We start from the raw sequence: 22,639 nt of genomic DNA on the forward strand, positions 1-22,639 counted from the left end.
TGTTTATTCTGCAATTTAATTCTTTTTTTGGCACGACTTCATTAATTTATTTTAAAATAGAAACCCAAAAAAGCAGGAATGAAAATCTAAAAATGATGGTTAAAACAATTTAGTTTTTAGTACTTTTGTATTTAGAATTTTTCTAAATAATTATGCTAGACATTCAAAAAATAAGAGCCGATTTTCCAATACTTTCAGAGAAAGTAAACGGAAAAACATTAGTTTATTTCGATAACGGAGCAACTTCACAAAAACCACAAATTGTAATTGACGCTATTTCCAAATATTATCAGGAAATCAATGCCAACATTCACCGTGGGGTCCATACTTTAAGCCAATTGGCAACTGATGCTTATGAGATTTCTCGTGGCAAAGTGCAAAATCATATCAATGCCAAATTTTCTCATGAAGTACTTTTTACTTCAGGAACGACTTTTGGAATTAATTTAGTCGCAAATGGATTTGTTTCCATTTTAAAACCAGGAGATGAAGTTTTAGTTTCTGCATTAGAACACCATAGCAATATTGTGCCATGGCAAATGTTATGTGAGAAAACAGGAGCCACGCTAAAAGTGATTCCTATGAATGACAAAGGCGAATTGATTATGGCGGAATATGACAAATTGTTGTCAGACAAAACCAAAATTGTCACTGTAAATCATATTTCGAATGCTTTGGGAACGGTGAATCCTGTTAAATATATGATTGAAAAAGCGCATCAAGTAGGTGCTGCTATTTTGATTGATGGTGCTCAAGCGGTTCCACATCTAAAACCAGATGTTCAGGAATTAGATTGTGATTTCTATGTTTTCTCTGGACACAAAATGTGTGGGCCAACAGGAACTGGTATTTTATACGGAAAAGAAGCATGGTTGAATAAATTACCTCCTTATCAAGGTGGTGGTGAAATGATCAAGGAAGTAACTTTCGAAAAAACCACTTATGCAGAATTGCCTCATAAATTTGAAGCAGGAACACCCAATATCGCTGGTGGAATTGTGTTAGGAACTGCTATTGATTACATGAATGCAGTAGGGTTTGACAACATTCAAAGACAAGAATTAGAATTACTAGAATACGGAACCAAGCGATTGTTAGAAATCGAGGGATTGCGTATTTTTGGTACATCAAATGAAAAAACTTCGGTAATTTCATTTAATATTGAAGGAATTCATCCCTATGATATTGGTACGATAATTGACAAATTAGGAATAGCGGTACGAACAGGACACCACTGTGCGCAACCCATCATGAATTATTTCAAAATACCGGGGACAATTAGAGCTTCATTTTCTTTTTATAATACTAAAGAAGAGATTGACGCGATGGTTGAAGCGTTAAAAAGAGCGCAAACAATGTTATCTTAATACATCAAATATGAAAATACTTTCCTTATTATTTTTAACTCTTTTTCTTGGAAAAGGATGTGAAGGCGACAAAAAACAAGACATTGAAACTGCTGTAATTGAGTATGTAGCAAACACTAGAGGTTTTTATCAAAAGATAACTATCGAGAAACAAATGGTTTTTATTTCGAATGACCGTTCTGGAAAAGAGAAAACAGAACCAACAAAGATTTCGGATGCCGATTGGAAAGAGTTAATTGATTTATTCCAAGATGTAAATCTAGATGAAATTAAAGATTTAAAATCACCAACAGAAAAACGATTGTATGATGGTGCTGCCATTGCCAATATAAAAATAACCTACAAAGGAATCTCCTATGAATCACCTAGTTTCGATCATGGATTTCCACCGTTTGAGATTAAAAAATTAGTGAATAAAATAAATTCATTTGCAAAACAAAAGGATGAAAATTAAAGACATACAAGAAGAGATAGTAGACGAATTTTCCATGTTTGATGACTGGATGCAACGGTACGAATACATCATTGATCTAGGGAAAAACCTACCATTAATTAAAGACGAGTTCAAAACCGAAAATAATTTGATTAAAGGTTGCCAATCAAAAGTGTGGTTACAGGGACAACACAATGACGATAAAGTGGTTTTCACTGCTGATAGTGACGCAATCTTAACCAAAGGAATTATTGCCATATTAATTCGAGTTTTTTCAAACCAAACTCCTGCAGATATCATTGCTGCCGATATGGGTTTTATTGACGAAATAGGATTAAAAGAACACTTATCACCTACTAGAGCTAATGGCTTAGTGTCGATGATAAAAAATATTAAAATGTATGCATTGGCATTCGATGCCAAAAAAGGATAATTTAAACATATAAGTTTTAAAAAGAACCATGTAAGGCATATAAGTTCATATAAGTTGTTGCTTATAGTTTTAAAAATAAATTCTTGAAAATTTATGACAAAAACGTACCTAAAAGATTTAATATACCATGTAAACGGTTGTGCTATAGAAGTACATAAGCATCTTGGTCCTGGACTTTTAGAAAGTGTTTATCACAGTTGTTTAAAAAAAGAATTGACAATTAGAGACTGTAATTTTCAAACTGAACTACAGATTCCAGTAAATTACAAAGGTTTAGAACTTGAAACAGGATTAAGATGTGATCTATTAATTGAAAATTGTTTGGTTGTTGAACTTAAGGCAGTAGAAAAAGTTTTACCCATCCATGAAGCTCAAATTTTAACCTATATGAAACTTTTAGAAGTTCCTATAGGACTAATGCTCAATTTTAATGTAACACATCTTTTCAAAGAAGGGCAAAAAACATATGTGAATGAAAAATATAGATATCTAGAAGATTAAATTACCTATAAAATATTTGGTTCAAAATGGTTAAACACAAACCTTAAATCACCTTATATTCCTAATGTGGTTCAAAAATTAAATATAACATATAATAAAATATATGTTTAAAACAGAGTTAAAACAAACCTTAAATGACCTTATATTCCTTATATGGTTCAAAAAAAAATAAATTATGACACAAGAAATAGACACTAACGAATTAGGCGAAGCAATCGTAAAAAAATTAAAAACTATTTACGATCCTGAAATTCCTGTTGATATATACGAATTAGGATTAATCTATGATGTAATGGTCAACACGGATTATGAAGTAAAAATATTAATGACACTTACATCTCCAAACTGCCCTGTTGCAGAAAGTTTACCAAGAGAAGTAGAAGAAAAAGTAAAATCAATTGAGCACATTAAGGATGCCGAGGTTGAAATTACTTTTGATCCACCTTGGAGTAAAGACTTAATGAGCGAAGAAGCAAAATTAGAATTGGGAATGCTATAAAAAAAGGGTTTCAAGTTTAAGGTTTCAAGTTATACGTGCAAAATAGTAAACCTGAAACTTTAACCTTTAAACAAAAAAACAAATGGAAGAAATAATAAATAAAGTAGCGAATAGTATTTTGGAAGTTTTCGATCTTGAAGATTACTATCCAAAAGGAATCCGCACACAAATTGATATTTCACAATGGTTGTTGGAAGGTTTTTTGCTGAAAGAAAAAGATTTTAGAGAACACCTTAAAAATCACGATTGGACACAATATCAAGACCAACTAGTCGCTATTAATTGCAGTACAGATGCTATTGTTCCAGCTTGGGCTTCTATTTTGGTGTCAATACAATTAGCACCATTTGCTAAGAAAATAATTAATGGTAGTCTAGAAGATTTGGATGTAGCTTTGTATGAAGAACTACTTCCAAAAATTGATTACTCCGTATATAATAACAAGCCTGTTATTATAAAAGGATGTTCCAGAAAACCGGTACCAATGCGAGCGTATATCATTGCTGCAAACTTTTTACAACCTGTTGCACGAAGTATTATGTATGGAGAAGCTTGTTCAGCTGTTCCCTTATTTAAAGCTAAAAAATAATTATAAATACCTTTTCACAATATGAAAAAGATACTATTTGTATTCGTCTTACTAATGGCTATACTTTCTGTACATGCACAGGAAACAGCACAAGATACCGTTAAACACTGGACCAAAAAAGGAAATATTTCTTTGCTTTTTAACCAATCCTCTTATAACAAACAATGGCTAGGTGGCGGAACCTCAAATGTTGCAGGGAATTTTGGATTAAACTACGATTTCAATTATAAAAATGAAGATGTTGTTTGGGACAATAAATTTATTTTGGCTTATGGTTTAAGTAAAATAAAAGGAGATAACAAAACAGCCAAAACAGACGACCGCTTAGAACTCAACTCATTATGGGGCAAAAAAGCATCTGGACAATGGTACTACTCTGTTTATTTTAATTTTAAGTCTCAAATGGATACGGGATTAGATAAGAATGACATGAAAATTTCACATTTTTTCTCTCCCGCTTATTTCCAGTTTGGACCAGGGATGTTATGGAAAAAGAGTAATAATTTAAGTGTGAATTTTGCTCCAGCTGCAGCCAAATTAATAGTTGTTCACGATCATTTTACTGAATTTGGACCGTCTTACGGAGTGTTGCAAGGGGACAACACTAGATTTGAATTTGGAGCCAGCATATCTGCTTATTATAAGTTTAGCGTGATGGCTAACGTATCTATTGAGAATCGGTTGAATTTATATTCTAATTATTTAGATGCACCACAAAATGTAGATGTAGATTACCAAATGAATGTGGTCATGAGAATCAACAAATACCTTTCGGCTAATGTTGCTTTACAAGCCATTTATGATGACAACTCAGTACAAGCTGTACAAGTAAAAGAACTTTTTGGACTAGGTGTGAACTACGGTTTCTAATCCGTTATATTAATACAAGAAGCGCCCTTTTGATGAATTTCAAAAGGGCGTTTTTATTTATCTTTAATCCTAAAAGCAAAATAGAATGAAAAGTATATTAGGAATTGTTACGTTTTTAATTTTAATGGGTTGCCAATCAGATAAAGCTAATGATTTTAAATTTTATCAGGCTGTAAAAGGCAAGGATACTGCACTACTAAAGTTAGCGCAATACGATAACAAATTTTATGGTCAATTAGAAATACGATACGGTGGTGTAGGCAAAGAATCAGGGGAAGTACGAGGTGAGAAAAAAGGAGATACTCTCAAAGGAAAATTTGATTATAGAACTTATGGAGGAAGCAAGAAATGGGCTCCATTTGTATTGCTAAAGCGAGGGGAAACTTTCAAAATGGGAAGCGGAGTAGCCACCACTTTTATGAATATTCCACTATTTATTGATGGAACCTTAAAGTTTGAAGATTCCGATTTTCAATTTGAACCTATTGATAGTGAATCAGCTAAGAAATTAGGTTTGGTGAAGGAATAAATTATACTAATTTAAAATCGTTAAGTTTTCTTTTTTTAATGAGTCAAGTTTCAAATCCGTCAATTTGTTTCTAAAAGTAAGTAGGCGCTACTAGCAAACGAGAATCAGAGCTATGAGGTTATTTTTTATGTGTCCAACCTCTTGCAACAGCAATGTTTTTTATTTTTTTTGCTTTTTTCTTGACTTGAGTAGCCGATATTATAAGAGAGTAATCAATAGTAGTATGACCATTAAATGGATTATTATCTTCTACAACTTTTAAATCTCCAATTGTATTCACTTCATCATTACTAACTGATAAGACCCCTTGAGATATAAAGTTACTTGTATAATGTATAAATGATTGTTCAGCAGTAAATTTTTCTCCGTTATAGACAGATAATTTATTTTCGTCTTTTTCTGATGGTGTGAAAGATAGAGATGCAATGTTGTTTTCACTCAAAAACGCTTGAGAAGATATACTATCATTTTGTACCCAACTTGGGTGAATTTGTCGGTGCAATAAAGTTTCTCCTTTCATTAACTAATATATTTACTAATTAAATCATTTAATTTTGACCATTTTATTTCTGATTCCAATTCTAACGTTTCTTCAAAGTCTTCATCATCATTTTGCATGTCAAAATAAAATAAAGTTGAAGTAAGATTTAACAAATTAACTTCTAACGTAATTTCGTTATCGCCTTTTTTCCATTCCAAAACAATATCCCCATTGATTGTTGGAAAGATAGCTGGTAACACTAAATCACTGTTAAAAAAGCTTTCAAAGTAATTCTTGAAAATTTCTAAATGTTTTTTATTTAATGCAATACCATCAATACCATTATACCATTTGTCTTCTAAATTCGACAATTCACTAAGTCTAACGCTTATGTCAAAAGGATCAAGTATGTCCATCGATTCGATATCTTCAACATGAATCAATTTGTTATTTTGATTAAATACCCCTGTTGCTTTTAATGAAATAAGTGTTTTGTTTTCATATTCTTGGAAAGCGGTATATATTGTTTCTTGAAAATCTAAAGAAATTGGACATTCAATTACATTATTATCAATCTCTATTTTAAAAATTTGGTTTTTTTTATCAATAGAAGGGATAAGTATATTTTCTATGATTTTTTCAGAATATTCTAATTTTTCATTTCGTGATAATAATATCTTCCTTCTTGTATTTTTACTAAATTTAATATTTCTGGAAGAATTAGGTTCATTTAAAAAATCTATTGTTTCTCCTTCTTCTAAATTCTTACCTATTCTATTAAAATAATTTAAAAACTTATTATCTATATCTATTGATTTACCAGAATTAGCATTTTCAACCAATTCAAAAACTTTATCTCTAGAATTTTCAAAATAACTAAAATAGTCTGTGTTTTGTACTGGAATTGTTGGTGTAGATAGGCTTGTAACTGCAGCAATTAAAATATGAGGTATTGTACTACCCTCCTCAATGGTTGCAAGTTTTAAATAAACATTTTCTGTAAAACCTTTAGGAACCCTCTTTCTTGACGGATTTCTATCTAAATATATTTTTTTGGCTAACTCAAAAACTAATTCTTCAAAAGCAGAAAAATCTTCTAACATATTCAAAGGAAGAGTATGATCATCAAATCGATGACCTTCTAATTTAGGTTTAAAAAAAATCTTCTCAGTTGACATATATGTATTATTTATACAATATTAATAAAAAAATATCCCTTTTATATGTATTTAACTTTTTTTTGTATTGTCTATGTTATTTAAAATAAGTCTATAATCACTAACAAACTTCACAATAATTCATTTGCAAAATAAATTAGCAATGAATCCCAAAGTCTCGCATGAGGGATGGTACTGGAAATCCTTTTATGTAGTGCAACGAAATAAAAGATTACTTCACTTAGTATATATTTTTTATAGGTGTTCAGTGAACTTTGTTTGTAACGTATAGCCTGACGCTGCTGCAACGGACTGGAAGCTGGGGCATGCCCAAAAAAAATCCCTAATGAAAATTCAAAAGGGATTGTTGTTATTCTGTTTTGGAGGAAATTATTCGGTTTCTTCCTCTTCTTTTTCTTCTTTTTCTATCGCGTCTTTGTAATCTGGATATAAAAACTTATTGTATGGGAAACGCGTGATATGAATGTGTCTCACAGCTTCGTAAACACGTTCTCTAAACTCTTCGAAATTCTCTTTGTTAGTTGCCGAGATGAACAACGCATTCTCCTCTCCTACTCGACTCATCCAAGTCGATTTCCACTCTTCGAGCGTGTAATGTCTTGGCGTTTTTTCGGTCATTAAATCATCTTCATCAATGGTCAAATGTTTGTAAGCATCTATTTTATTGAAAACCATAATTACAGGTTTGTCATTGGCCTTAAGGTCTAACAGCGTCTGATTTACGGAGGCAATATGATCTTCGAACTCTGGATGTGAAATATCAACTACGTGCAACAACAAATCGGCTTCACGAACCTCATCCAGCGTACTTTTGAAGGAATCAACTAGCATAGTAGGCAATTTACGTATGAATCCCACAGTGTCTGACAATAGGAAAGGCAGGTTTTTAATCACCACTTTACGAACAGTTGTGTCTAGAGTTGCAAACAATTTGTTTTCGACAAAAACATCGCTTTTCCCTACGGCATTCATCAAGGTGGATTTCCCAACATTAGTATATCCCACCAAAGCGACACGCACCATAGAACCACGATTGCCTCGTTGCGTTCCCATTTGTTTGTCAATGGCCTTGATTTTATCTTTCAATAAGGCGATTCTATCACGTACAATACGTCGGTCAGTTTCAATCTCAGTTTCTCCAGGTCCACGCATTCCAATTCCCCCTTTTTGACGTTCCAAGTGTGTCCAAAGTCCGGATAATCTTGGTAACATATAGATGCATTGTGCTAATTCTACCTGTGTTCGCGCATACGAAGTTTCGGCACGTTGTGCAAATATGTCTAGAATAAGGTGTGTTCTATCGAGAATTTTACATTCGGTAATTATTTTTGAAATATTTTTTTGTTGTGAAGGCGTTAACTCATCATCAAAAATCAAGGTCGAAATATCATTCTCCTTTACATACGAATGAATCTCTTCGATCTTCCCTGTACCCATAAAAGTTTTGGGATTAGGGCGTTCCATTTTTTGAGAAAAACGTTTTACTACCTGTCCGCCTGCGGTAAATGTTAAAAACTCTAATTCGTCAAGATATTCATTGAGCTTCTCTTCACTTTGATTTTGAGTTACAATACCAACAATGGCTGTTTTTTCGAAATTTAATACTTCTTTTTCTAACATATTTTTGAATAAGCTACAAATTTAATCATTTGTGAGGGACTTATTAAATTTATATGTTCTTTATAAGTAAAAGGCGTGAAAATCATTTTAATCTGCTAGATCTGTGGGCTCAAATCCTTACACAATAAAAAATTTAAACCAAATAAGGCATATAAGCTCATTAAAGATATGTACTGCACATGCTCTGTGTCTATTGGCACGCAGAACGCATATTTAATTATTTTCCTAAAACTTATATGACCTTAAATAACTTATATGGTTCAAAAAAAACTTAAACCTCAAAAACTTATATGACTTATATGTTTAAAAAACACCTACTAACTTATTTTATTTATTTTTACACAAATTAAATCCCAATTGAATGAGTCGGTTTTTGACATTGTTTATTGTTTTACTCTTTCCTGTACTCCTTATTGGTCAAAATAATTTTGATTCTTTATTGGGTGAGTTGGATAAAACTGTAGACAATTACCAACAGTATTCGGATAAAAAAGAAGAAAAAATAAACAAGCTGAAAGAGTTGTTAGAATACACTTCAACCAATCTTCAAAAATATGAAATTGGTCAAAAATTATTCGAAGAATACAAACTCTATCAGTCGGATTCAGCCCTAGCATATGCTAGAAAAAATTTTCAAATAGCTAGTACGCTAAAAGATATACCCAAAATTAATTCGGCTAACTTAAACTTAGCTTCCATCATGGGAACCTTAGGTATGTACAAGGAAGCCACAGATGTTCTCCATAAAATTGACCTCAAATCCCTAGTCAATCTTAAAAGTGATTTTTACCGTGTTAGTACTACTATTTATGGCTCTATGTCAGATTATGCGGCATCGCCTCAGGAAAAAAAGAAATATGATGTATTAACACAGAGGTATAGAGATTCCACCATGCTGTCCTACCCATCTCAATCCAGTTTAAAATTTATTGACCAAGCCAGCAAACTCATCGAACACCAAAAATTCGATCAAACCTTAACCTTATTGCTGAAGCATTTTCCAGAAATTGCGAAAGATAATCCTGAGCAAGCTGTTGTGGCGTATCTCATTTCACAATCCTACCATGGAAAAAAAGAGACTGAACAAGAAAAAAAATGGTTGGCTATCTCGGCAATTTCCGACTTGCAGTTGGCCAAAAAAGAATATATTTCGCTACGTTCCTTAGCTTTTTTATTATACGAAGAAGGCGATATTGACCGCTCTTATAAATACATGAAGCGTTCCTTGGAAGATGCTGTTTTTTGTAATGCGCGTTTGAGAACCTACGAGATTTCTAAGATGATGCCCATTATTAATGAAGCGTATCAAAAGCAAAATGAAACCAACCGTTTCCAGTTAATCCTGTTTTTAATAAGTGCCAGTATTCTCTCTCTATTTTTAATGACGGCTTTGTTCCTTCTTTTCAAACAAATGAAACGATTGTCTACTGCCAAACAGGAAATCAGTTTGGCTAACAATCAACTTTCGGAATTGAATAAAGAATTATCCGTTTTTAATGAGAAATTGAACGAAACCAATAACGCCCTTTCTGAAACCAATTTGGTAAAAGAAATTTACATTGGTCGTTATATGGATCAATGTTCGGACTATATAGGCAAACTAGAAGGGTACCGCCGTAAATTGAACTTGATGGCAACCACGGGGAAAATGAACGATTTAGTAAGTGCCGTGAAGTCAAAAGATTTTATTGAAAACGAACTCGCTACGTTTTATACTAATTTTGACCAGACCTTTTTACAGCTTTTTCCCAATTTTATCAAAGAATTTTCGGCTTTGCTAATTGATGATGAAGCAACACAATTGAAAGACGGGGAATTATTAAATACCGAATTAAGAATCTTCGCCTTGATCCGATTGGGAATAAAAGACAGTGCCAAAATTGCTGTTTTTTTACGTTATTCGGTATCCACAATTTATAATTATCGTTCCCAACTTAAAAATAAAGCGGCAGGTCCTCGTGAGGAATTTGAAACCAAAGTAATGCAAATTGGCACAAATATAAAATCATAAAATTCTTTTTTGAAAGTCTGTTTCTGTATAAATCAAGCTTAAATGACTTTTTTATGTTCTAAAGTCACCACTTTTTTAGATTCTTTATTTTTTATAAGTGTCTGATATAATAATATTTATGATTTTATTTTTGCTTTTTAATCTACTTTTTTAAAATCGAAAAAATCTAACGAGTATAAAGAGCTTAATTTTACTTTTCAGAAATTTAAAAGACAAATAGTATAGTGTTGCCTTTTAAATAAATCGTTTGCGGAAAACTGTATTTGAGAAAATAATATTCACGCTTTTAGATTTAGAAGGAAGTCCTATAAAAGCACTTTCAAATTTCGAACAAATTAAAAACCAAAAATTAACTAGTAATTTATATTAAATAAAATGAAGCATTCTCTTTTTTCGCTACTTTTCACGTTAGCATTTTTCAGCAACGTTTCGGCACAACAATTAAAATCACCCAATCAAAAATTCCAAATGGAGTTTTCATTGCTTAGTGATGGTACTCCAAGTTACAGTTTGAACTACAAAGGAAAAGTAGTTATAAAACCAAGTAAACTAGGTCTGGAATTAAAAAATGACAAAAAATCGTTACTAAATGATTTCACGACAATCGATACACAAATAAGTACTTTTGATGAAACTTGGAAACCAGTTTGGGGTGAAGAAGATCAAATTCGCAATCATTATAACGAATTGGCTGTTACCTTAAATCAAAACGGAACTGACAGACAAATCGTAATTCGTTTCCGTTTGTTTGACGATGGGTTGGGTTTTCGTTATGAATTCCCTGCTCAAAAAAACCTGACTTATTTTATAATCAAGGAAGAAAGAACCCAGTTTGCTATGACAGGCGATCATACTGCTTTTTGGATTCCAGGTGATTATGACACACAAGAATACGATTATACTACCTCAAAATTATCAGAAATTAGAGGGTTAACCGAAAAAGCAAAAACAGACAACGTTTCACAAACATCATTTTCTCCAACAGGAGTTCAAACTTCATTGATGTTGAAAACGAATGATGGAATCTACATCAATTTACACGAAGCAGCATTAATCAACTATTCTTGCATGCACTTGAATCTAGATGATAAAAACATGGTCTTTGAATCGTGGTTGACTCCTAGCGCCAATGGTGATAAAGGAAACATGCAAGCACCACAAACTTCGCCTTGGCGTACGATAATCGTGAGTGACGATGCTCGAGATATTCTAGCTTCAAAAATGACTTTGAACTTGAATGATCCTTGTAAAATTGAAGATACTTCATGGATCAAACCAGTTAAATATGTTGGAGTTTGGTGGGAAATGATTACTGGAAAAAGTTCTTGGTCTTACACTAATGAATTTCCATCAGTGCAATTAGGGATTACAGATTACTCAAAAGCAAAACCAAATGGAACTCATGGAGCGACTACTACTAATGTGAAAAAATACATTGATTTTGCTGCTGCAAATGGTTTTGGCGGTGTTTTAGTGGAAGGATGGAATATCGGTTGGGAAGATTGGTTTGGTCATGCCAAAGATTACGTTTTTGACTTTGTAACGCCTTATCCAGATTTTGATGTCAAAGGAATTCACGCTTACGCAAAAGCAAAAGGGGTAAAAATGATTATGCATCATGAAACTTCCGGATCTGTTCGTAACTACGAGCGTCATATGGATCAGGCATATCAGTTTATGAAAGACAACGGATATGATGCTGTAAAAAGTGGTTATGTAGGTGATATTTTACCAAAAGGAGAAAATCATTACGACCAATGGACGGTGAACCATTATCAATATGCCATCGAAAAAGCGGCCAAATATAAAATTATGGTGAATGCTCACGAAGCGGTTCGTCCTACTGGAATTTGCAGAACGTATCCCAACTTAATTGGTAACGAAGCAGCAAGAGGAACTGAATACCAATCTTTTGGTGGGTCTAAACCAAACCACGTAACAGTATTGCCATTTACTCGTTTAATAGGTGGACCAATGGATTATACTCCGGGAATATTTGAAATGGATTTATCAAAATTAAACCCTGACAATCATTCGCATGTAAACAGTACTCTTGCTAACCAATTGGCTTTGTATGTAACCATGTACAGTCCGTTACAAATGGCAGCTGATTTACCGGAGAACTACAATCGTTTTGCTGATGCATTTCAATTCATTAAAGACGTAGCTATCGATTGGACGGTAAGCGACTATTTAGAAGCAGAGCCGGGACAATACATTACCGTTGCTCGAAAAGCAAAGGGAACCAATAACTGGTTTGTAGGGAATGTAAATGGAGAAACGCCACGTACTTCAAACATAAAATTTGACTTCTTAGAAAAAGGAAAAAAATATATTGCTACCATTTATGCTGATGCAAAAGACGCTCATTATAAAACAAATCCTCAAGCGTATACGATTCGTAAAATGACGGTAACTAGCAAATCAAAATTAGCACAGTTATCTGCTCCAGGTGGAGGTTATGCGATTAGCCTTATTGAAATCAAATAATAATTGATTACTACAAATACAAAAAGGCTGTCCAATTGGTCAGCCTTTTTTATTAATAACACTTTCTAAATCAACTTTTTATATCAACTTAATAAAAAAGAACTAAATAACCAAAAAATGAAATCAGTCTATTCAAAATTCGTTGTCCTTTTTGTACTTTGCTGTGTATTGTTAGTAACCAACAAAACTATGGCACAAGAAAATAAATCAGCTAATGACCGTAAATGGTGGAAAGAAGCAGTAGTTTACCAGATCTATCCACGCAGTTTCAAAGACAGTGATGGAGATGGCGTGGGTGATTTGAAGGGAATCATTCAAAAATTAGATTACATCAAAAGTCTAGGTATTGATGTAGTTTGGTTAAATCCCATATACGGATCTCCAAATGCGGATAATGGGTATGATATATCCGATTACCAAGCTATAATGAAAGAGTTTGGTACGATGGAAGATTTTGATGCTTTACTAAAAGGAATGCATGAAAGAGGATTGAAATTAGTGATGGATTTAGTGGTAAATCACAGTAGTGACCAACACAAATGGTTTCAAGAAAGTAGAAAATCAAGAGATAATCCCTATAGAGATTATTACCACTGGTGGCCAGCCGAAAAAGGGAAACCTGCTTTTCGCCCAGGCTCATTTGAAGCCGATGGAAGCGGATGGCGTTATGACGAACAAACGAATGCATATTACCTGCATTATTTCAACTACAAACAACCCGATTTGAATTGGGAAAATCCAAAATTACGTCAGGAGATTTATAGCATGATGAATTGGTGGTTCCAAAAAGGAATTGACGGTTTTAGAATGGATGTGATTCCTTTTATCTCAAAAGACACTGCTTTTCCAGAAATCTCTCAAGAAGAGTTAAACAAAAACTACCACGGCCGTTGGGATGTCTATTTGGCAAGCGGACCACATTTGCATGAATACCTTCAAGAAATGAATCGCGAAGTATTGAGTAAATACGATTGTATGTCATTAGCTGAAGGTGCAGGAATGCTAACTTCAACAGCTTTAAATTTTGTTGATGAAGACCGTAAAGAACTTAATATGGGCTATCATTTTGAGGGAACCAACTTGGGTTATGAACCTGGTTATTTCAAAAAAATGGGGCCCTATTCTCTAGTTGATTTCAAAAAAATCTATTCGGATTGGGACAAAGTGTATGAAAATAAAGGATGGGGAACTATTTATTTAGGAAATCACGATCAGCCAAGAATGACTTCGCGTTGGGGAAATGATGCGCCTGAATTTAGAGCAGTTTCTTCTAAATTACTAACCACCTTCTTGCTTTCCATGCGAGGAACTCCGTACTACTATAACGGAGATGAAATTGGGATGACCAATGCTAAATTTGATAAAATTGAAGACTACCGCGATATAGAAACATTAGCTGAATACGAGCATTTAAAATTAACGGGAGGCGATTTAAATCAATTCATAGAAAACCAAAAAACGGGAGGAGCCAGAGATAACGGACGAACTCCTTTTCAATGGAATAATTCAGAAAACGGAGGATTTACAACTGGAACGCCATGGTTAAAAGTAAATGACAATCACGTTAGTCTAAATGCTGAAGCACAAGAAAAAGACCCCAATTCGGTTTTAAATTACTTTAGACAAATGACACATTTGCGTAAAACAAATCCTATTTTGGTTTATGGTAAATATACTTTATTAGACAAAGAAAATCCAGATGTTTATGCGTACACTAGAGAATTGGACGGGGAAAAGGTTTTGGTCTTGTTGAATTTTTCTTCCAAAAATGCTGAAGCAAATACAGATCTAATCAGTAAAAAAGGAAAAGTATTAATTGACAATTACGGCAAAGCTTCTAAGTCAGGAGAATTAAGACCTTATGAAGCCGTTATTTATCAATTGAAAAAATAGATAGAATTAATAAAAAGCAAAAAGGCTGTCCAAATCGGACAGCCTTTTTTAATATTTAGAATTTTTAATCTAATTTACTTTGATCAATTTAACATCAAAAAGAATAACAGAACCTCCTGGAATTGGCCCAGTCGTATTGTTTCCATAACCTAATTGAGCTGGAACCAAAAGTACACCGCTTCCTCCCTCTTTAAAATAAGGAATTCCTTCTGTCCATCCTTTTATTACTTGATTCAAACCAAATGAAATTCCTGAGGCATCACTTTGATCAAAAACAGTTCCGTTTGTAAAGTATCCTTTGTAAGCTACTGTTACATTAGAAGACGCTGTAGGTTTGATACCTGTTCCTGGCTCATTAATGACATAATACAAACCTGTATCTGTTTTGGTAGCTGTCAATTTGTTTTTGGCAATGTAGTCTACAATTTCTTGGTCGTTTTTAGCAACATAATCAATTGTTTCTGTTGGTGCTACTACTTCAGCATCGTCTTGTTTACAAGAAATAAAAAGAGTGAAAATTAATGCAATAAAAGTGTATTTCATGGTAAAATTATTTTTATAATGGCAAATATAGTCAATTCAACAATTGCCTTTTATAAAAATTATTTGTCTCCATAAATCTGAACATCATCAACCTGAAAAGCACCATCCAAAGCTAGATTTTTTCCTGATCCAATATATTTAAATGCAATATTGATTTTTCCTTTATAAGATGATAAATCAACTCCACCACTTCCTACAAACTGATACCAAGGCGTGGCTTGTTTGGGTAAAATCACCGAAACAGGAATCCAAGTAGCCGTTTTTACATTCAGTCCATCAAAATTAGTAGAAACATATACTTCTAAAGTATTCAAAGGAGAATCTACATCGAGATGATGCTGGGCGGTTCTAAAAGTGAGTACCTCATTCGTATGCATATCCATATCAATTTTTGGTGAAATCAACCACGCAATATTAGAGTTTACTTTTGTGCCAGAAATATTAAACTCAGCATAACCGTTACCCGAATAGACAGTTCCTTTCCAAAAAAGGGTGCCACTTTGTACAATATTAGCCCAACCCGGCAAACTTAAATTGGATTTGTCCACCACATTTTTAAAATCCTCAGCAAAGAATGGAGCCTTTCTTATTCCTGTCATTACTACATCCTTTTCTGAGCGAGCTATTAATTGATAATCGGATCCAAATTTAGTCAATACCCCTCTTACTTTTCCGCTTCCATCAGGCACTAGTTTACCCGCAAAATCAGCATAACTACTGGTTCTAAAAATGACTTGATTTCCTTGTTTGTCTACTAAACTCCAATTAGTCGCCCCACCAATATTGTTTGCTTCTTCAAAATAATGACGCCCTATTGCCGCCTCCGTAAACTGAACATCTGACAGTTCAACTAGCGTATTCAAGTTAGAATCCTGCAGCAAATCGGCAATTGAAATCGATCGTACCAATTGATCCTCTGTTAAAGTCGTGCATGAAGCATGCAATACATTTTTATAATCGGTTTGAGAAAGTCGCCCCACTGCGCCTTCGTTGTACGTATTGACATAAATTCCTCCAATTCGTAAACTCCCATAATTGATATCGGTATATTGATTTTTTAATTTTACATATACTTTATTCCCTAATCTAAAATCAACATAGGCATTTGTAACGTCTATTGGAACACTAAATCCAATGGCTGGACTTGTGGCTGTAGCCAATGTTTGAAAGGATATCGTCTTGAAAAAATTTCCAAATTCATCTGTAGAAACGACGTAGGCTTCAATGACATCATCGTACAAATATTGCGAAACAATAGCAGCTGCAGTACTATGCACTTCGGCAACCGTTTTATTCACGATCAAATCAGGTTGATTGCAGGTGAGTTTAGGAACAGTAACTTCATCACTAATACAAGAGGAAAAGAAGATAACTAAAACTAGCAAAGAAATAATTGTATAATATATAGTTTTCATAATGAATGATTTATAAATTGAAACTAAGGTTTACGAAATAAGTCCTTCCATAACCATAAAAATATTTGTTGCCAAAAGAAGGAGTTCCACTGGAAACATCTTGATTGAGTTGTCTAAAATTTGCATTTCTAGCTTGTTCATATCCACCCGTTTTGTATTTAGTGTCTAAGGCATTATTGATACTTACAAATAGTCCTACATATTTCCCTCGAATGCGCCACGATTTCCCTCCTGTGAAATTGAGTAGCAACACGGGATCAAACTTTTCTTGTTTTAATAATTCAGCAGCTCGTGCTTCTGATGCTTCTGGAAATGGAAATCCACTTGTGGGGTTAGTATAAAAATGACTCGTTCTAGAAATGGGCGAAACATCGATATAGGTATCTGCTAGATAATTTACATTGGCACCAATCCACCAATATTTAGGATCACGGTATTCAATTCCTAGAGCATAGGCCTGTTGTGGCAGACCGGCTTGTTTGTAATTTTTTAATAAAGCGGTACCAAAATCATAGGATGGATTTGTATTCTCTATAGATGCTACTGCATCATTATTGATACTCACATTCGGATTACTATCATAAATATAGTGTCCATACCCAGCAGATAAACTCGTTTTAAAAGTAGCCGATATTTGGTACTCAAAACTGAACTCGGCACCCATATTCTTTTTGTTTAAATGGGTTAAAGTCTGACTCACGAATGCGTTGGTGTTCGTATATCCCGCCCCATTATCAAAAATTCCTTCGGCGTAGAAGAAAGAAGTTTTCGTTGCGTCTTTTATTGTAGAATAATACGCTGTAATCCTTGCTTTCATTTTAGGAGAACGGAATAAGTAGCTGGCATCCACACTGTTTATATTTTCACTTTGCAAGCCATCAACAATGGAATTATTGAGTCGGGAATTAGGGAATGTATTGCGTATTGTAGGTGCTTTAGTCAAATGAGCTGCATTGAAAGTCAGCATTTGTTTTCCTGAAACTTTATAGGTTAATCCGCCCTTGAATCCGAAGTTTTCAAATTGCACTTTTTCACTTTTCCCGAAAGATATCGTTTCATAAATTCCGTTTTTATAGAGCCCTTCTCTTTGATAATTAGTACTAGAAAAAGATTGTGCCAAATAGAAATCGACCTTACTGTAATTGAACTTAAATTGAGTAAAGGCATCTAGTGTATTGGCCACATAATTATAATTGTACCCGTACTCCTCTCCTACCACCACTTGCCTATTGGGATTATTTAAATCCGATTGCGCTTGATTCCCATCATAAAAACCGTCAATATCTTCAAAATAATTCCCGCCTAACAAATCCAAAACCTTTTGATAATTATGTGATTTTAAATTACTGAATGAACCTCCTGCATTCATAATCAAGTTTTCATTGAGTTGGGTATTGAAATTGGTGTTCACTGTCATCGTTTTGTCATTGGTTCTATCTTCGTATAAAACGTAGTGACTTTGTGCGGCTTCATAACCTGTTATAGTTCCGTTTGCATCTAGAATTGGTTTTTGATTGGCTCGGTACATGGCGTCCCAATCGATTTGTGGGTTGGCTAAAAATTCAATCCTGCTTTTCTCTGCATTGTCATAATCAGGTGTGAAATCCCCCGAAAATTCTCCACTATCCTTGGCATAAAGCGACAAATAATAGGAAGGTAATTTTCTAAAATAGGTTGGATCTGGACTATTGGCGCTTTGATAATCAATATTGGTATTTCCTATTTTTCCAAATTGATACATCACACTGGTATTTAAATTGGTATGGTCATTTATTTTGAAAAAATGATTGAGCATCAAGATGGGTTCTTCGATGGTTTTGGTTCTTGCATTTCGCTTTTTTCCGTCTTGATATCCCCAATAAGAATTGTACTTTTCCGAGGTCAATTGCGTTACCTCAGCAGTATTTGGGGAATTTTTACCTCGGGTATTGGGTGTGTAAAATCCTAAGAAATTCAAGGAATGTTTGTCGCTTAACTTCTTTTCCACACTCATAAAAAAAGAGTTGGCATCGTATGTTGTTCCTTCGAAATACCCTTCTTCCGCCAATCTTTTCCCTGCCGAAACTACAAAAGCCCAACCACTGCTTCCCATTCCAGAAGCGTAGGTTCCCATGGTACGCCAACTGTAATTCGTGTTTGTCCCTGAAAATGTGATTCGGGTGCCGGGTCTATAAATCGAGGCCCGAGTATTGATTTCTTGGGTTCCCAGAATTCCACCAAAACTATAATCGGAGGGTGTTGTTCCGACGGAAAATTCCTGATTGCGAGTGGCGTCATTGAGTCCACCCCAATTGCTCCATTGTGGTCTACCATCATAACGTTTGTTCATGGTAACACCATTGATCATGGTCGTGGCATTCTCGCTGTCTAATCCTCGTATTCGAAATCGGGCCTGTCCCCAATTGAAAGCGGCGGCTTGTTGAAAAGCATCTTTGGAGGATTGCAATAAACCCGAAGTACTTTCGGAACCGCTGTTGTCATCGGTTAAATCATTTTCATACAAGCGAATTACACTTGTTTGTAAGTCGGTAATTTGATCGTCTTCTAAAAATACATCTCCAAGATTTGTGATTTGATTTTCTACAATTGTCACAGGATATAAGGCATCTTTGAAACCTTGACTATGAAAAAGAAGTAACTGTTCCCCGCTAGCAACGGACTCGAAAACAAACTCCCCGTCAAATGTGGTGAGTTGCATTAGATTCGTGTTTTGAACAGAAACGACAACATAGGCTAGCGGTTTCTGGGTTTTGGAATCGATCACTCTTCCTGAAATACCGGTTTGATTTTGTGCAAAAGCAAGTCCTAGTGGAAAAATAGAAAAAAGAATCAGGAGAACATTTTTCATAAATACATTTGTGTTATATAGCCCACTTCTTTCCCTATTAGATTTTGGAAAATGTTGTTTTTGATAAAATTTGATTTATTGACTGTACAGCAAAGCATCCCGAACGGGATTCGTAAATCAAAATAATAGAAAAATGTTTTTGGGAATTTTAAAAACTATAAAATAGTGGTATTGAGAAACCTAACAGACTGTATTGTATAATAATATTTTTTAAATGTAATCAAAATACTATTAAGTTGTTCGTTTCCAATAAAAAAAATAACCCCGGAAGTTTATGAGGTGAATTTCACAAAAAGTTGTAAAATAATCCCGATAGCAACAAGTATCCTTTATTGCCCCATTTTGGCAATAAAGATACTGTGTATAGCGGGGCTAAATACTATTGTGAAAAAGAGAAGTGGTATTACTAAAAAAATTACTGAATGGCCTTAATTCGAGAAACCATAAAGGCTATTAACACTCCAAATACACCTATGAATGCGAACGAAAATCGCAAACTGGAAAGCTCAGCAATATAGCCAATTACTGGTGGTCCAATTAAAAACCCTAGAAAACTTACGCTTGAAACTATCGTTAAAGCTTCGCCTGGTGGAACAGATGGATTTTTTCCTGCAATGCTATAAAGTGTTGGAACAATCGTTGAAACTCCAATTCCCACAAACATAAATGCAATGGTAGCAGGAATAATATAGGGGAAAAATACGGCTGTGAACAACCCTCCGGAAATTAAAAATCCGCTGATTTGCATTACTGGTTTTCGGCCAAATTTATGAATGAGTCCGTCTCCAAAAAAACGTCCGCCAGCCATCATAATCATAAAGGAGGTGTATCCTAAAATTACTAATGGTCCTGGAGCGTGAATGACATCTTTGAAATAAACACCACTCCAGTCAAACATAACGCCTTCGCTGGCCATGCAACAAAAACCGATGACTCCTAACCATATAAGGGCAGAATCCGGTTTTGTGAATAATTTTTTCTCTTCGGTTTTGGGGATTTCCTTGGCTTTTATCAGAAATTTATAATTGAATGCCATCAGCAAAAACACGATTACACCCACTATCCAAAAATGAACATAGGGAGTAAGTTGTAATGCCAACATTCCTAAACCAACTAAAGCGCCTGTAAAACCCGCAAAACTCCACATCCCATGAAAAGAAGACATGATGGTTTTTTTAAAAAGCTCTTCGGTATACACTCCTTGTGTATTTACGGCTATATTAGTTAGGTTACTAAAGATTCCAAATACAAATAATCCTAATGACAATTGCCAAGGATTTGTGGCTAAACCTAGATTAGTCAAACTTATTACATATAATATGGAAGAAAATATCAAGATGCGATGACTGCCAAAACGGGTTACTAATTTACCCGAAAAAGGCATAATCAGTAATTGCCCAAGCGGAACGGCGAATAAAATAGTTCCTAATTCAGCTGATCCTAAATCTAATGCCGTTTTAATATCTGGAATTCGGCTTGCCCATGTGGCAAAACACAATCCCATACCAAAATAAAAAGAGGAAACCGCCCAACGTATTCTATTAAGATAAGAAATCTTAGCATTTTGATACGTTTTCTTATATTTCCCTTTGGCTTTAAACTGCGTTATAAATTGTAAATCAATCAAAATGACAGGCTTTTATAATTAATGGACAAAAATACAAAAAGCATTGATTCATTGTGTCTAAACTACACCGGTACTTTTAAATACAACGTTATTGTTTATAAAAAAATAAAATATCACTTGTAAAGTATATTTTATTTATAAAAAACAAGTTAAAATAACTGATTTACAAACCATTAAGAGATTAATGGATAAACTTAATCTCTCAATGGTTATTACTTTAAAATAGAAATCTTAACTATAATTCGATTATTTTTTTCTGAGCACTACTTTGAATGGCTGCCTCAATAATTTGCATCACATGAACGCCGTCTTGCGCCGTAACTGGTTCTATCGTATTGTTCACAATGGAATGATAAACATCATCAAAAAAACTATAATAATTCCCTTGCAATGTTGGGATTTTTCCATGGATTATTTTTCCTTCTATTTCAGTATGCAACAGACCTTCATTATCGATTGATTCTGTTCCCCAACTCGCTAAGTTTGGTTTTTTTCCAATTTTTAAATCATTCTCTTGTATATCGCCTCTCGGTTTTAAAAAGGAACCTTTTTTACCCTGAATTTGATAGGCTGGAATAGCTTCTCGAACAAAAAAACTGGCTTTTAATCGGACGCGTAAAGTATCGTAATACAAGGTAATATCGATCCAATCATCCACTAATGAATTGTCTCTAGTGATACGAATATCCCCCATAACAGCAGTAGGAAAACCAAATAAATAAAGGGCTTGATCGATAAGATGCGGACCTAAATCTTTTAAAATCCCTGCGCCAGAATTGGCTGTCTCTTTATGTTGTTTTGGACTCAGCTTAGGATTGTAGCGGTCAAAATGGAATTCGGCTTCCACAATATCACCCAAGCTTCCGTCTAACAACACTTGACGAACCGTTTTTAAATCACTATCCCAACGGCGGTTTTGAAAAACGGCCAATTTCACTCCTTTTTCTTTGGCTAAAGCTGCTAGCTCCTGCGCTTCGGCAACAGTTGTCGTAAAAGCTTTTTCGACAATCGCATGTTTACCTGCTAACAACACTTTTTTGGCATATTCAAAATGGGTCCCAACGGGAGTATTTACTACAACTAAATCAATATCATCCTCTAAAATTGCTTCTAGCGTAGGATAACTTTTTACCTCAGGATAATCCAGTTGAATTAATTTTTTACTTCTTTCCCAAGAACCCATCAATTCAAATCCGGGATGAAATTCTATAAATGGGGCATGGAATACTTTTCCAGACATTCCGTAGGAAAGTAAAGCGGTTTTTATTTTTTGCATAGTATTATTTTATAAAACACGAATTTAAACTTTTTA

At 34.2% G+C, this 22,639-nt stretch carries 19 protein-coding genes; 11 read left to right on the plus strand and 8 right to left on the minus strand.

What is annotated here, in order from left to right:
- Positions 1 to 152: 152 nt before the first annotated feature.
- From AB3G34_RS14195 to AB3G34_RS14230, 8 genes are all read left to right on the plus strand, one after another.
- Positions 153 to 1,367, plus strand: coding sequence for an aminotransferase class V-fold PLP-dependent enzyme (locus AB3G34_RS14195; protein WP_369752826.1), 1,215 nt, complete (start codon positions 153 to 155; stop codon positions 1,365 to 1,367).
- 10 nt (positions 1,368 to 1,377) lie between these two features.
- Positions 1,378 to 1,821, plus strand: coding sequence for a hypothetical protein (locus AB3G34_RS14200; protein ID WP_367772662.1), 444 nt, complete (start codon positions 1,378 to 1,380; stop codon positions 1,819 to 1,821).
- On the plus strand, positions 1,811 to 2,233 hold the full coding sequence (locus AB3G34_RS14205) for a SufE family protein (RefSeq protein WP_369752827.1): 423 nt from the start codon (positions 1,811 to 1,813) through the stop codon (positions 2,231 to 2,233). Before AB3G34_RS14200 ends, AB3G34_RS14205 begins: the two co-directional genes overlap by 11 nt.
- A gap of 93 nt (positions 2,234 to 2,326) precedes the next feature.
- Entirely contained in the window at positions 2,327 to 2,734 is a 408-nt protein-coding gene (locus AB3G34_RS14210; protein ID WP_369752828.1) for a GxxExxY protein, read from the plus strand.
- Positions 2,735 to 2,909: 175 nt separating this feature from the next.
- Positions 2,910 to 3,233: an SUF system Fe-S cluster assembly protein gene (locus tag AB3G34_RS14215; protein ID WP_367772668.1), complete on the plus strand. Its 324-nt coding sequence runs from the start codon at positions 2,910 to 2,912 to the stop codon at positions 3,231 to 3,233.
- Positions 3,234 to 3,315: 82 nt separating this feature from the next.
- Positions 3,316 to 3,822, plus strand: coding sequence for a DUF2480 family protein (locus AB3G34_RS14220; protein ID WP_369752829.1), 507 nt, complete (start codon positions 3,316 to 3,318; stop codon positions 3,820 to 3,822).
- Positions 3,823 to 3,843: 21 nt separating this feature from the next.
- Entirely contained in the window at positions 3,844 to 4,692 is an 849-nt protein-coding gene (locus AB3G34_RS14225) for a DUF3078 domain-containing protein (protein WP_367772671.1), read from the plus strand.
- Between the two features lie 85 nt (positions 4,693 to 4,777).
- Positions 4,778 to 5,221, plus strand: a complete 444-nt coding sequence (locus AB3G34_RS14230; protein ID WP_369752830.1) for a hypothetical protein — start codon at positions 4,778 to 4,780, stop codon at positions 5,219 to 5,221.
- Positions 5,222 to 5,339: 118 nt separating this feature from the next.
- Here the strand turns inward: AB3G34_RS14230 and AB3G34_RS14235 are convergent, their stop codons facing one another.
- From AB3G34_RS14235 to hflX, 3 genes are all read right to left on the minus strand, one after another.
- Positions 5,340 to 5,741, minus strand: coding sequence for a hypothetical protein (locus AB3G34_RS14235; RefSeq protein ID WP_369752831.1), 402 nt, complete (start codon positions 5,739 to 5,741; stop codon positions 5,340 to 5,342).
- Positions 5,741 to 6,805 carry a hypothetical protein gene (locus tag AB3G34_RS14240; protein WP_369752832.1) on the minus strand — a complete coding sequence of 355 codons (1,065 nt, stop codon included), beginning with the start codon at positions 6,803 to 6,805 and terminating at the stop codon, positions 5,741 to 5,743. Before AB3G34_RS14240 ends, AB3G34_RS14235 begins: the two co-directional genes overlap by 1 nt.
- Before the next feature lie 444 nt (positions 6,806 to 7,249).
- Positions 7,250 to 8,500 carry a GTPase HflX gene (gene hflX / locus AB3G34_RS14245; RefSeq protein ID WP_369752833.1) on the minus strand — a complete coding sequence of 417 codons (1,251 nt, stop codon included), beginning with the start codon at positions 8,498 to 8,500 and terminating at the stop codon, positions 7,250 to 7,252.
- A 361-nt stretch (positions 8,501 to 8,861) separates the two neighbouring features.
- Between hflX and AB3G34_RS14250 the strand changes: the two genes are divergently transcribed.
- From AB3G34_RS14250 to AB3G34_RS14260, 3 genes are all read left to right on the plus strand, one after another.
- A complete protein-coding gene (locus tag AB3G34_RS14250) occupies positions 8,862 to 10,511 on the plus strand; it encodes a DUF6377 domain-containing protein (RefSeq protein ID WP_369752834.1) in 1,650 nt (549 codons plus the stop codon).
- A gap of 375 nt (positions 10,512 to 10,886) precedes the next feature.
- Positions 10,887 to 13,001 (plus strand): glycoside hydrolase family 97 protein, encoded by a 2,115-nt coding sequence (locus AB3G34_RS14255; protein ID WP_369752835.1) that lies wholly within the window; start codon positions 10,887 to 10,889, stop codon positions 12,999 to 13,001.
- Positions 13,002 to 13,118: 117 nt separating this feature from the next.
- The gene (locus tag AB3G34_RS14260; protein ID WP_369752836.1) at positions 13,119 to 14,894 is read left to right on the plus strand and encodes an alpha-glucosidase; all 1,776 of its coding nucleotides are present in this window, start codon (positions 13,119 to 13,121) and stop codon (positions 14,892 to 14,894) included.
- 69 nt (positions 14,895 to 14,963) lie between these two features.
- On the opposite strand, the gene AB3G34_RS14265 is transcribed toward AB3G34_RS14260, so the two are convergent.
- From AB3G34_RS14265 to AB3G34_RS14285, 5 genes are all read right to left on the minus strand, one after another.
- Complete coding sequence (locus tag AB3G34_RS14265; protein WP_369752837.1) at positions 14,964 to 15,437, minus strand: FKBP-type peptidyl-prolyl cis-trans isomerase; 474 nt, start codon at positions 15,435 to 15,437, stop codon at positions 14,964 to 14,966.
- Positions 15,438 to 15,496: 59 nt separating this feature from the next.
- Positions 15,497 to 16,852 carry a DUF5689 domain-containing protein gene (locus AB3G34_RS14270; RefSeq protein ID WP_369752838.1) on the minus strand — a complete coding sequence of 452 codons (1,356 nt, stop codon included), beginning with the start codon at positions 16,850 to 16,852 and terminating at the stop codon, positions 15,497 to 15,499.
- Positions 16,853 to 16,862: 10 nt separating this feature from the next.
- Entirely contained in the window at positions 16,863 to 19,700 is a 2,838-nt protein-coding gene (locus AB3G34_RS14275) for a carboxypeptidase-like regulatory domain-containing protein (protein WP_369752839.1), read from the minus strand.
- Positions 19,701 to 20,115: 415 nt separating this feature from the next.
- The gene (locus AB3G34_RS14280) at positions 20,116 to 21,327 is read right to left on the minus strand and encodes an MFS transporter (protein ID WP_369752840.1); all 1,212 of its coding nucleotides are present in this window, start codon (positions 21,325 to 21,327) and stop codon (positions 20,116 to 20,118) included.
- Positions 21,328 to 21,562: 235 nt separating this feature from the next.
- Positions 21,563 to 22,603, minus strand: coding sequence for a Gfo/Idh/MocA family oxidoreductase (locus tag AB3G34_RS14285; protein WP_369752841.1), 1,041 nt, complete (start codon positions 22,601 to 22,603; stop codon positions 21,563 to 21,565).
- Positions 22,604 to 22,639: the final 36 nt, after the last annotated feature.

The organism is Flavobacterium sp. WC2409 (genome assembly GCF_041200085.1).
Taxonomy (GTDB): Bacteria; Bacteroidota; Bacteroidia; order Flavobacteriales; family Flavobacteriaceae; genus Flavobacterium.

Coding starts and splice junctions, on each gene's coding strand:
- AB3G34_RS14195 (WP_369752826.1), top strand. CDS start 153: ATGCTAGACATTCAAAAAATAAGAGCCGATTTTCCAATACTTTCAGAG.
- AB3G34_RS14275 (WP_369752839.1), bottom strand. CDS start 19,700: ATGAAAAATGTTCTCCTGATTCTTTTTTCTATTTTTCCACTAGGACTT.
- AB3G34_RS14225 (WP_367772671.1), top strand. CDS start 3,844: ATGAAAAAGATACTATTTGTATTCGTCTTACTAATGGCTATACTTTCT.
- AB3G34_RS14285 (WP_369752841.1), bottom strand. CDS start 22,603: ATGCAAAAAATAAAAACCGCTTTACTTTCCTACGGAATGTCTGGAAAA.
- AB3G34_RS14215 (WP_367772668.1), top strand. CDS start 2,910: ATGACACAAGAAATAGACACTAACGAATTAGGCGAAGCAATCGTAAAA.
- AB3G34_RS14230 (WP_369752830.1), top strand. CDS start 4,778: ATGAAAAGTATATTAGGAATTGTTACGTTTTTAATTTTAATGGGTTGC.
- AB3G34_RS14235 (WP_369752831.1), bottom strand. CDS start 5,741: ATGAAAGGAGAAACTTTATTGCACCGACAAATTCACCCAAGTTGGGTA.
- AB3G34_RS14205 (WP_369752827.1), top strand. CDS start 1,811: ATGAAAATTAAAGACATACAAGAAGAGATAGTAGACGAATTTTCCATG.
- AB3G34_RS14210 (WP_369752828.1), top strand. CDS start 2,327: ATGACAAAAACGTACCTAAAAGATTTAATATACCATGTAAACGGTTGT.
- hflX (WP_369752833.1), bottom strand. CDS start 8,500: ATGTTAGAAAAAGAAGTATTAAATTTCGAAAAAACAGCCATTGTTGGT.
- AB3G34_RS14220 (WP_369752829.1), top strand. CDS start 3,316: ATGGAAGAAATAATAAATAAAGTAGCGAATAGTATTTTGGAAGTTTTC.
- AB3G34_RS14250 (WP_369752834.1), top strand. CDS start 8,862: ATGAGTCGGTTTTTGACATTGTTTATTGTTTTACTCTTTCCTGTACTC.
- AB3G34_RS14240 (WP_369752832.1), bottom strand. CDS start 6,805: ATGTTAGAAGATTTTTCTGCTTTTGAAGAATTAGTTTTTGAGTTAGCC.
- AB3G34_RS14200 (WP_367772662.1), top strand. CDS start 1,378: ATGAAAATACTTTCCTTATTATTTTTAACTCTTTTTCTTGGAAAAGGA.
- AB3G34_RS14265 (WP_369752837.1), bottom strand. CDS start 15,437: ATGAAATACACTTTTATTGCATTAATTTTCACTCTTTTTATTTCTTGT.
- AB3G34_RS14260 (WP_369752836.1), top strand. CDS start 13,119: ATGAAATCAGTCTATTCAAAATTCGTTGTCCTTTTTGTACTTTGCTGT.
- AB3G34_RS14255 (WP_369752835.1), top strand. CDS start 10,887: ATGAAGCATTCTCTTTTTTCGCTACTTTTCACGTTAGCATTTTTCAGC.
- AB3G34_RS14270 (WP_369752838.1), bottom strand. CDS start 16,852: ATGAAAACTATATATTATACAATTATTTCTTTGCTAGTTTTAGTTATC.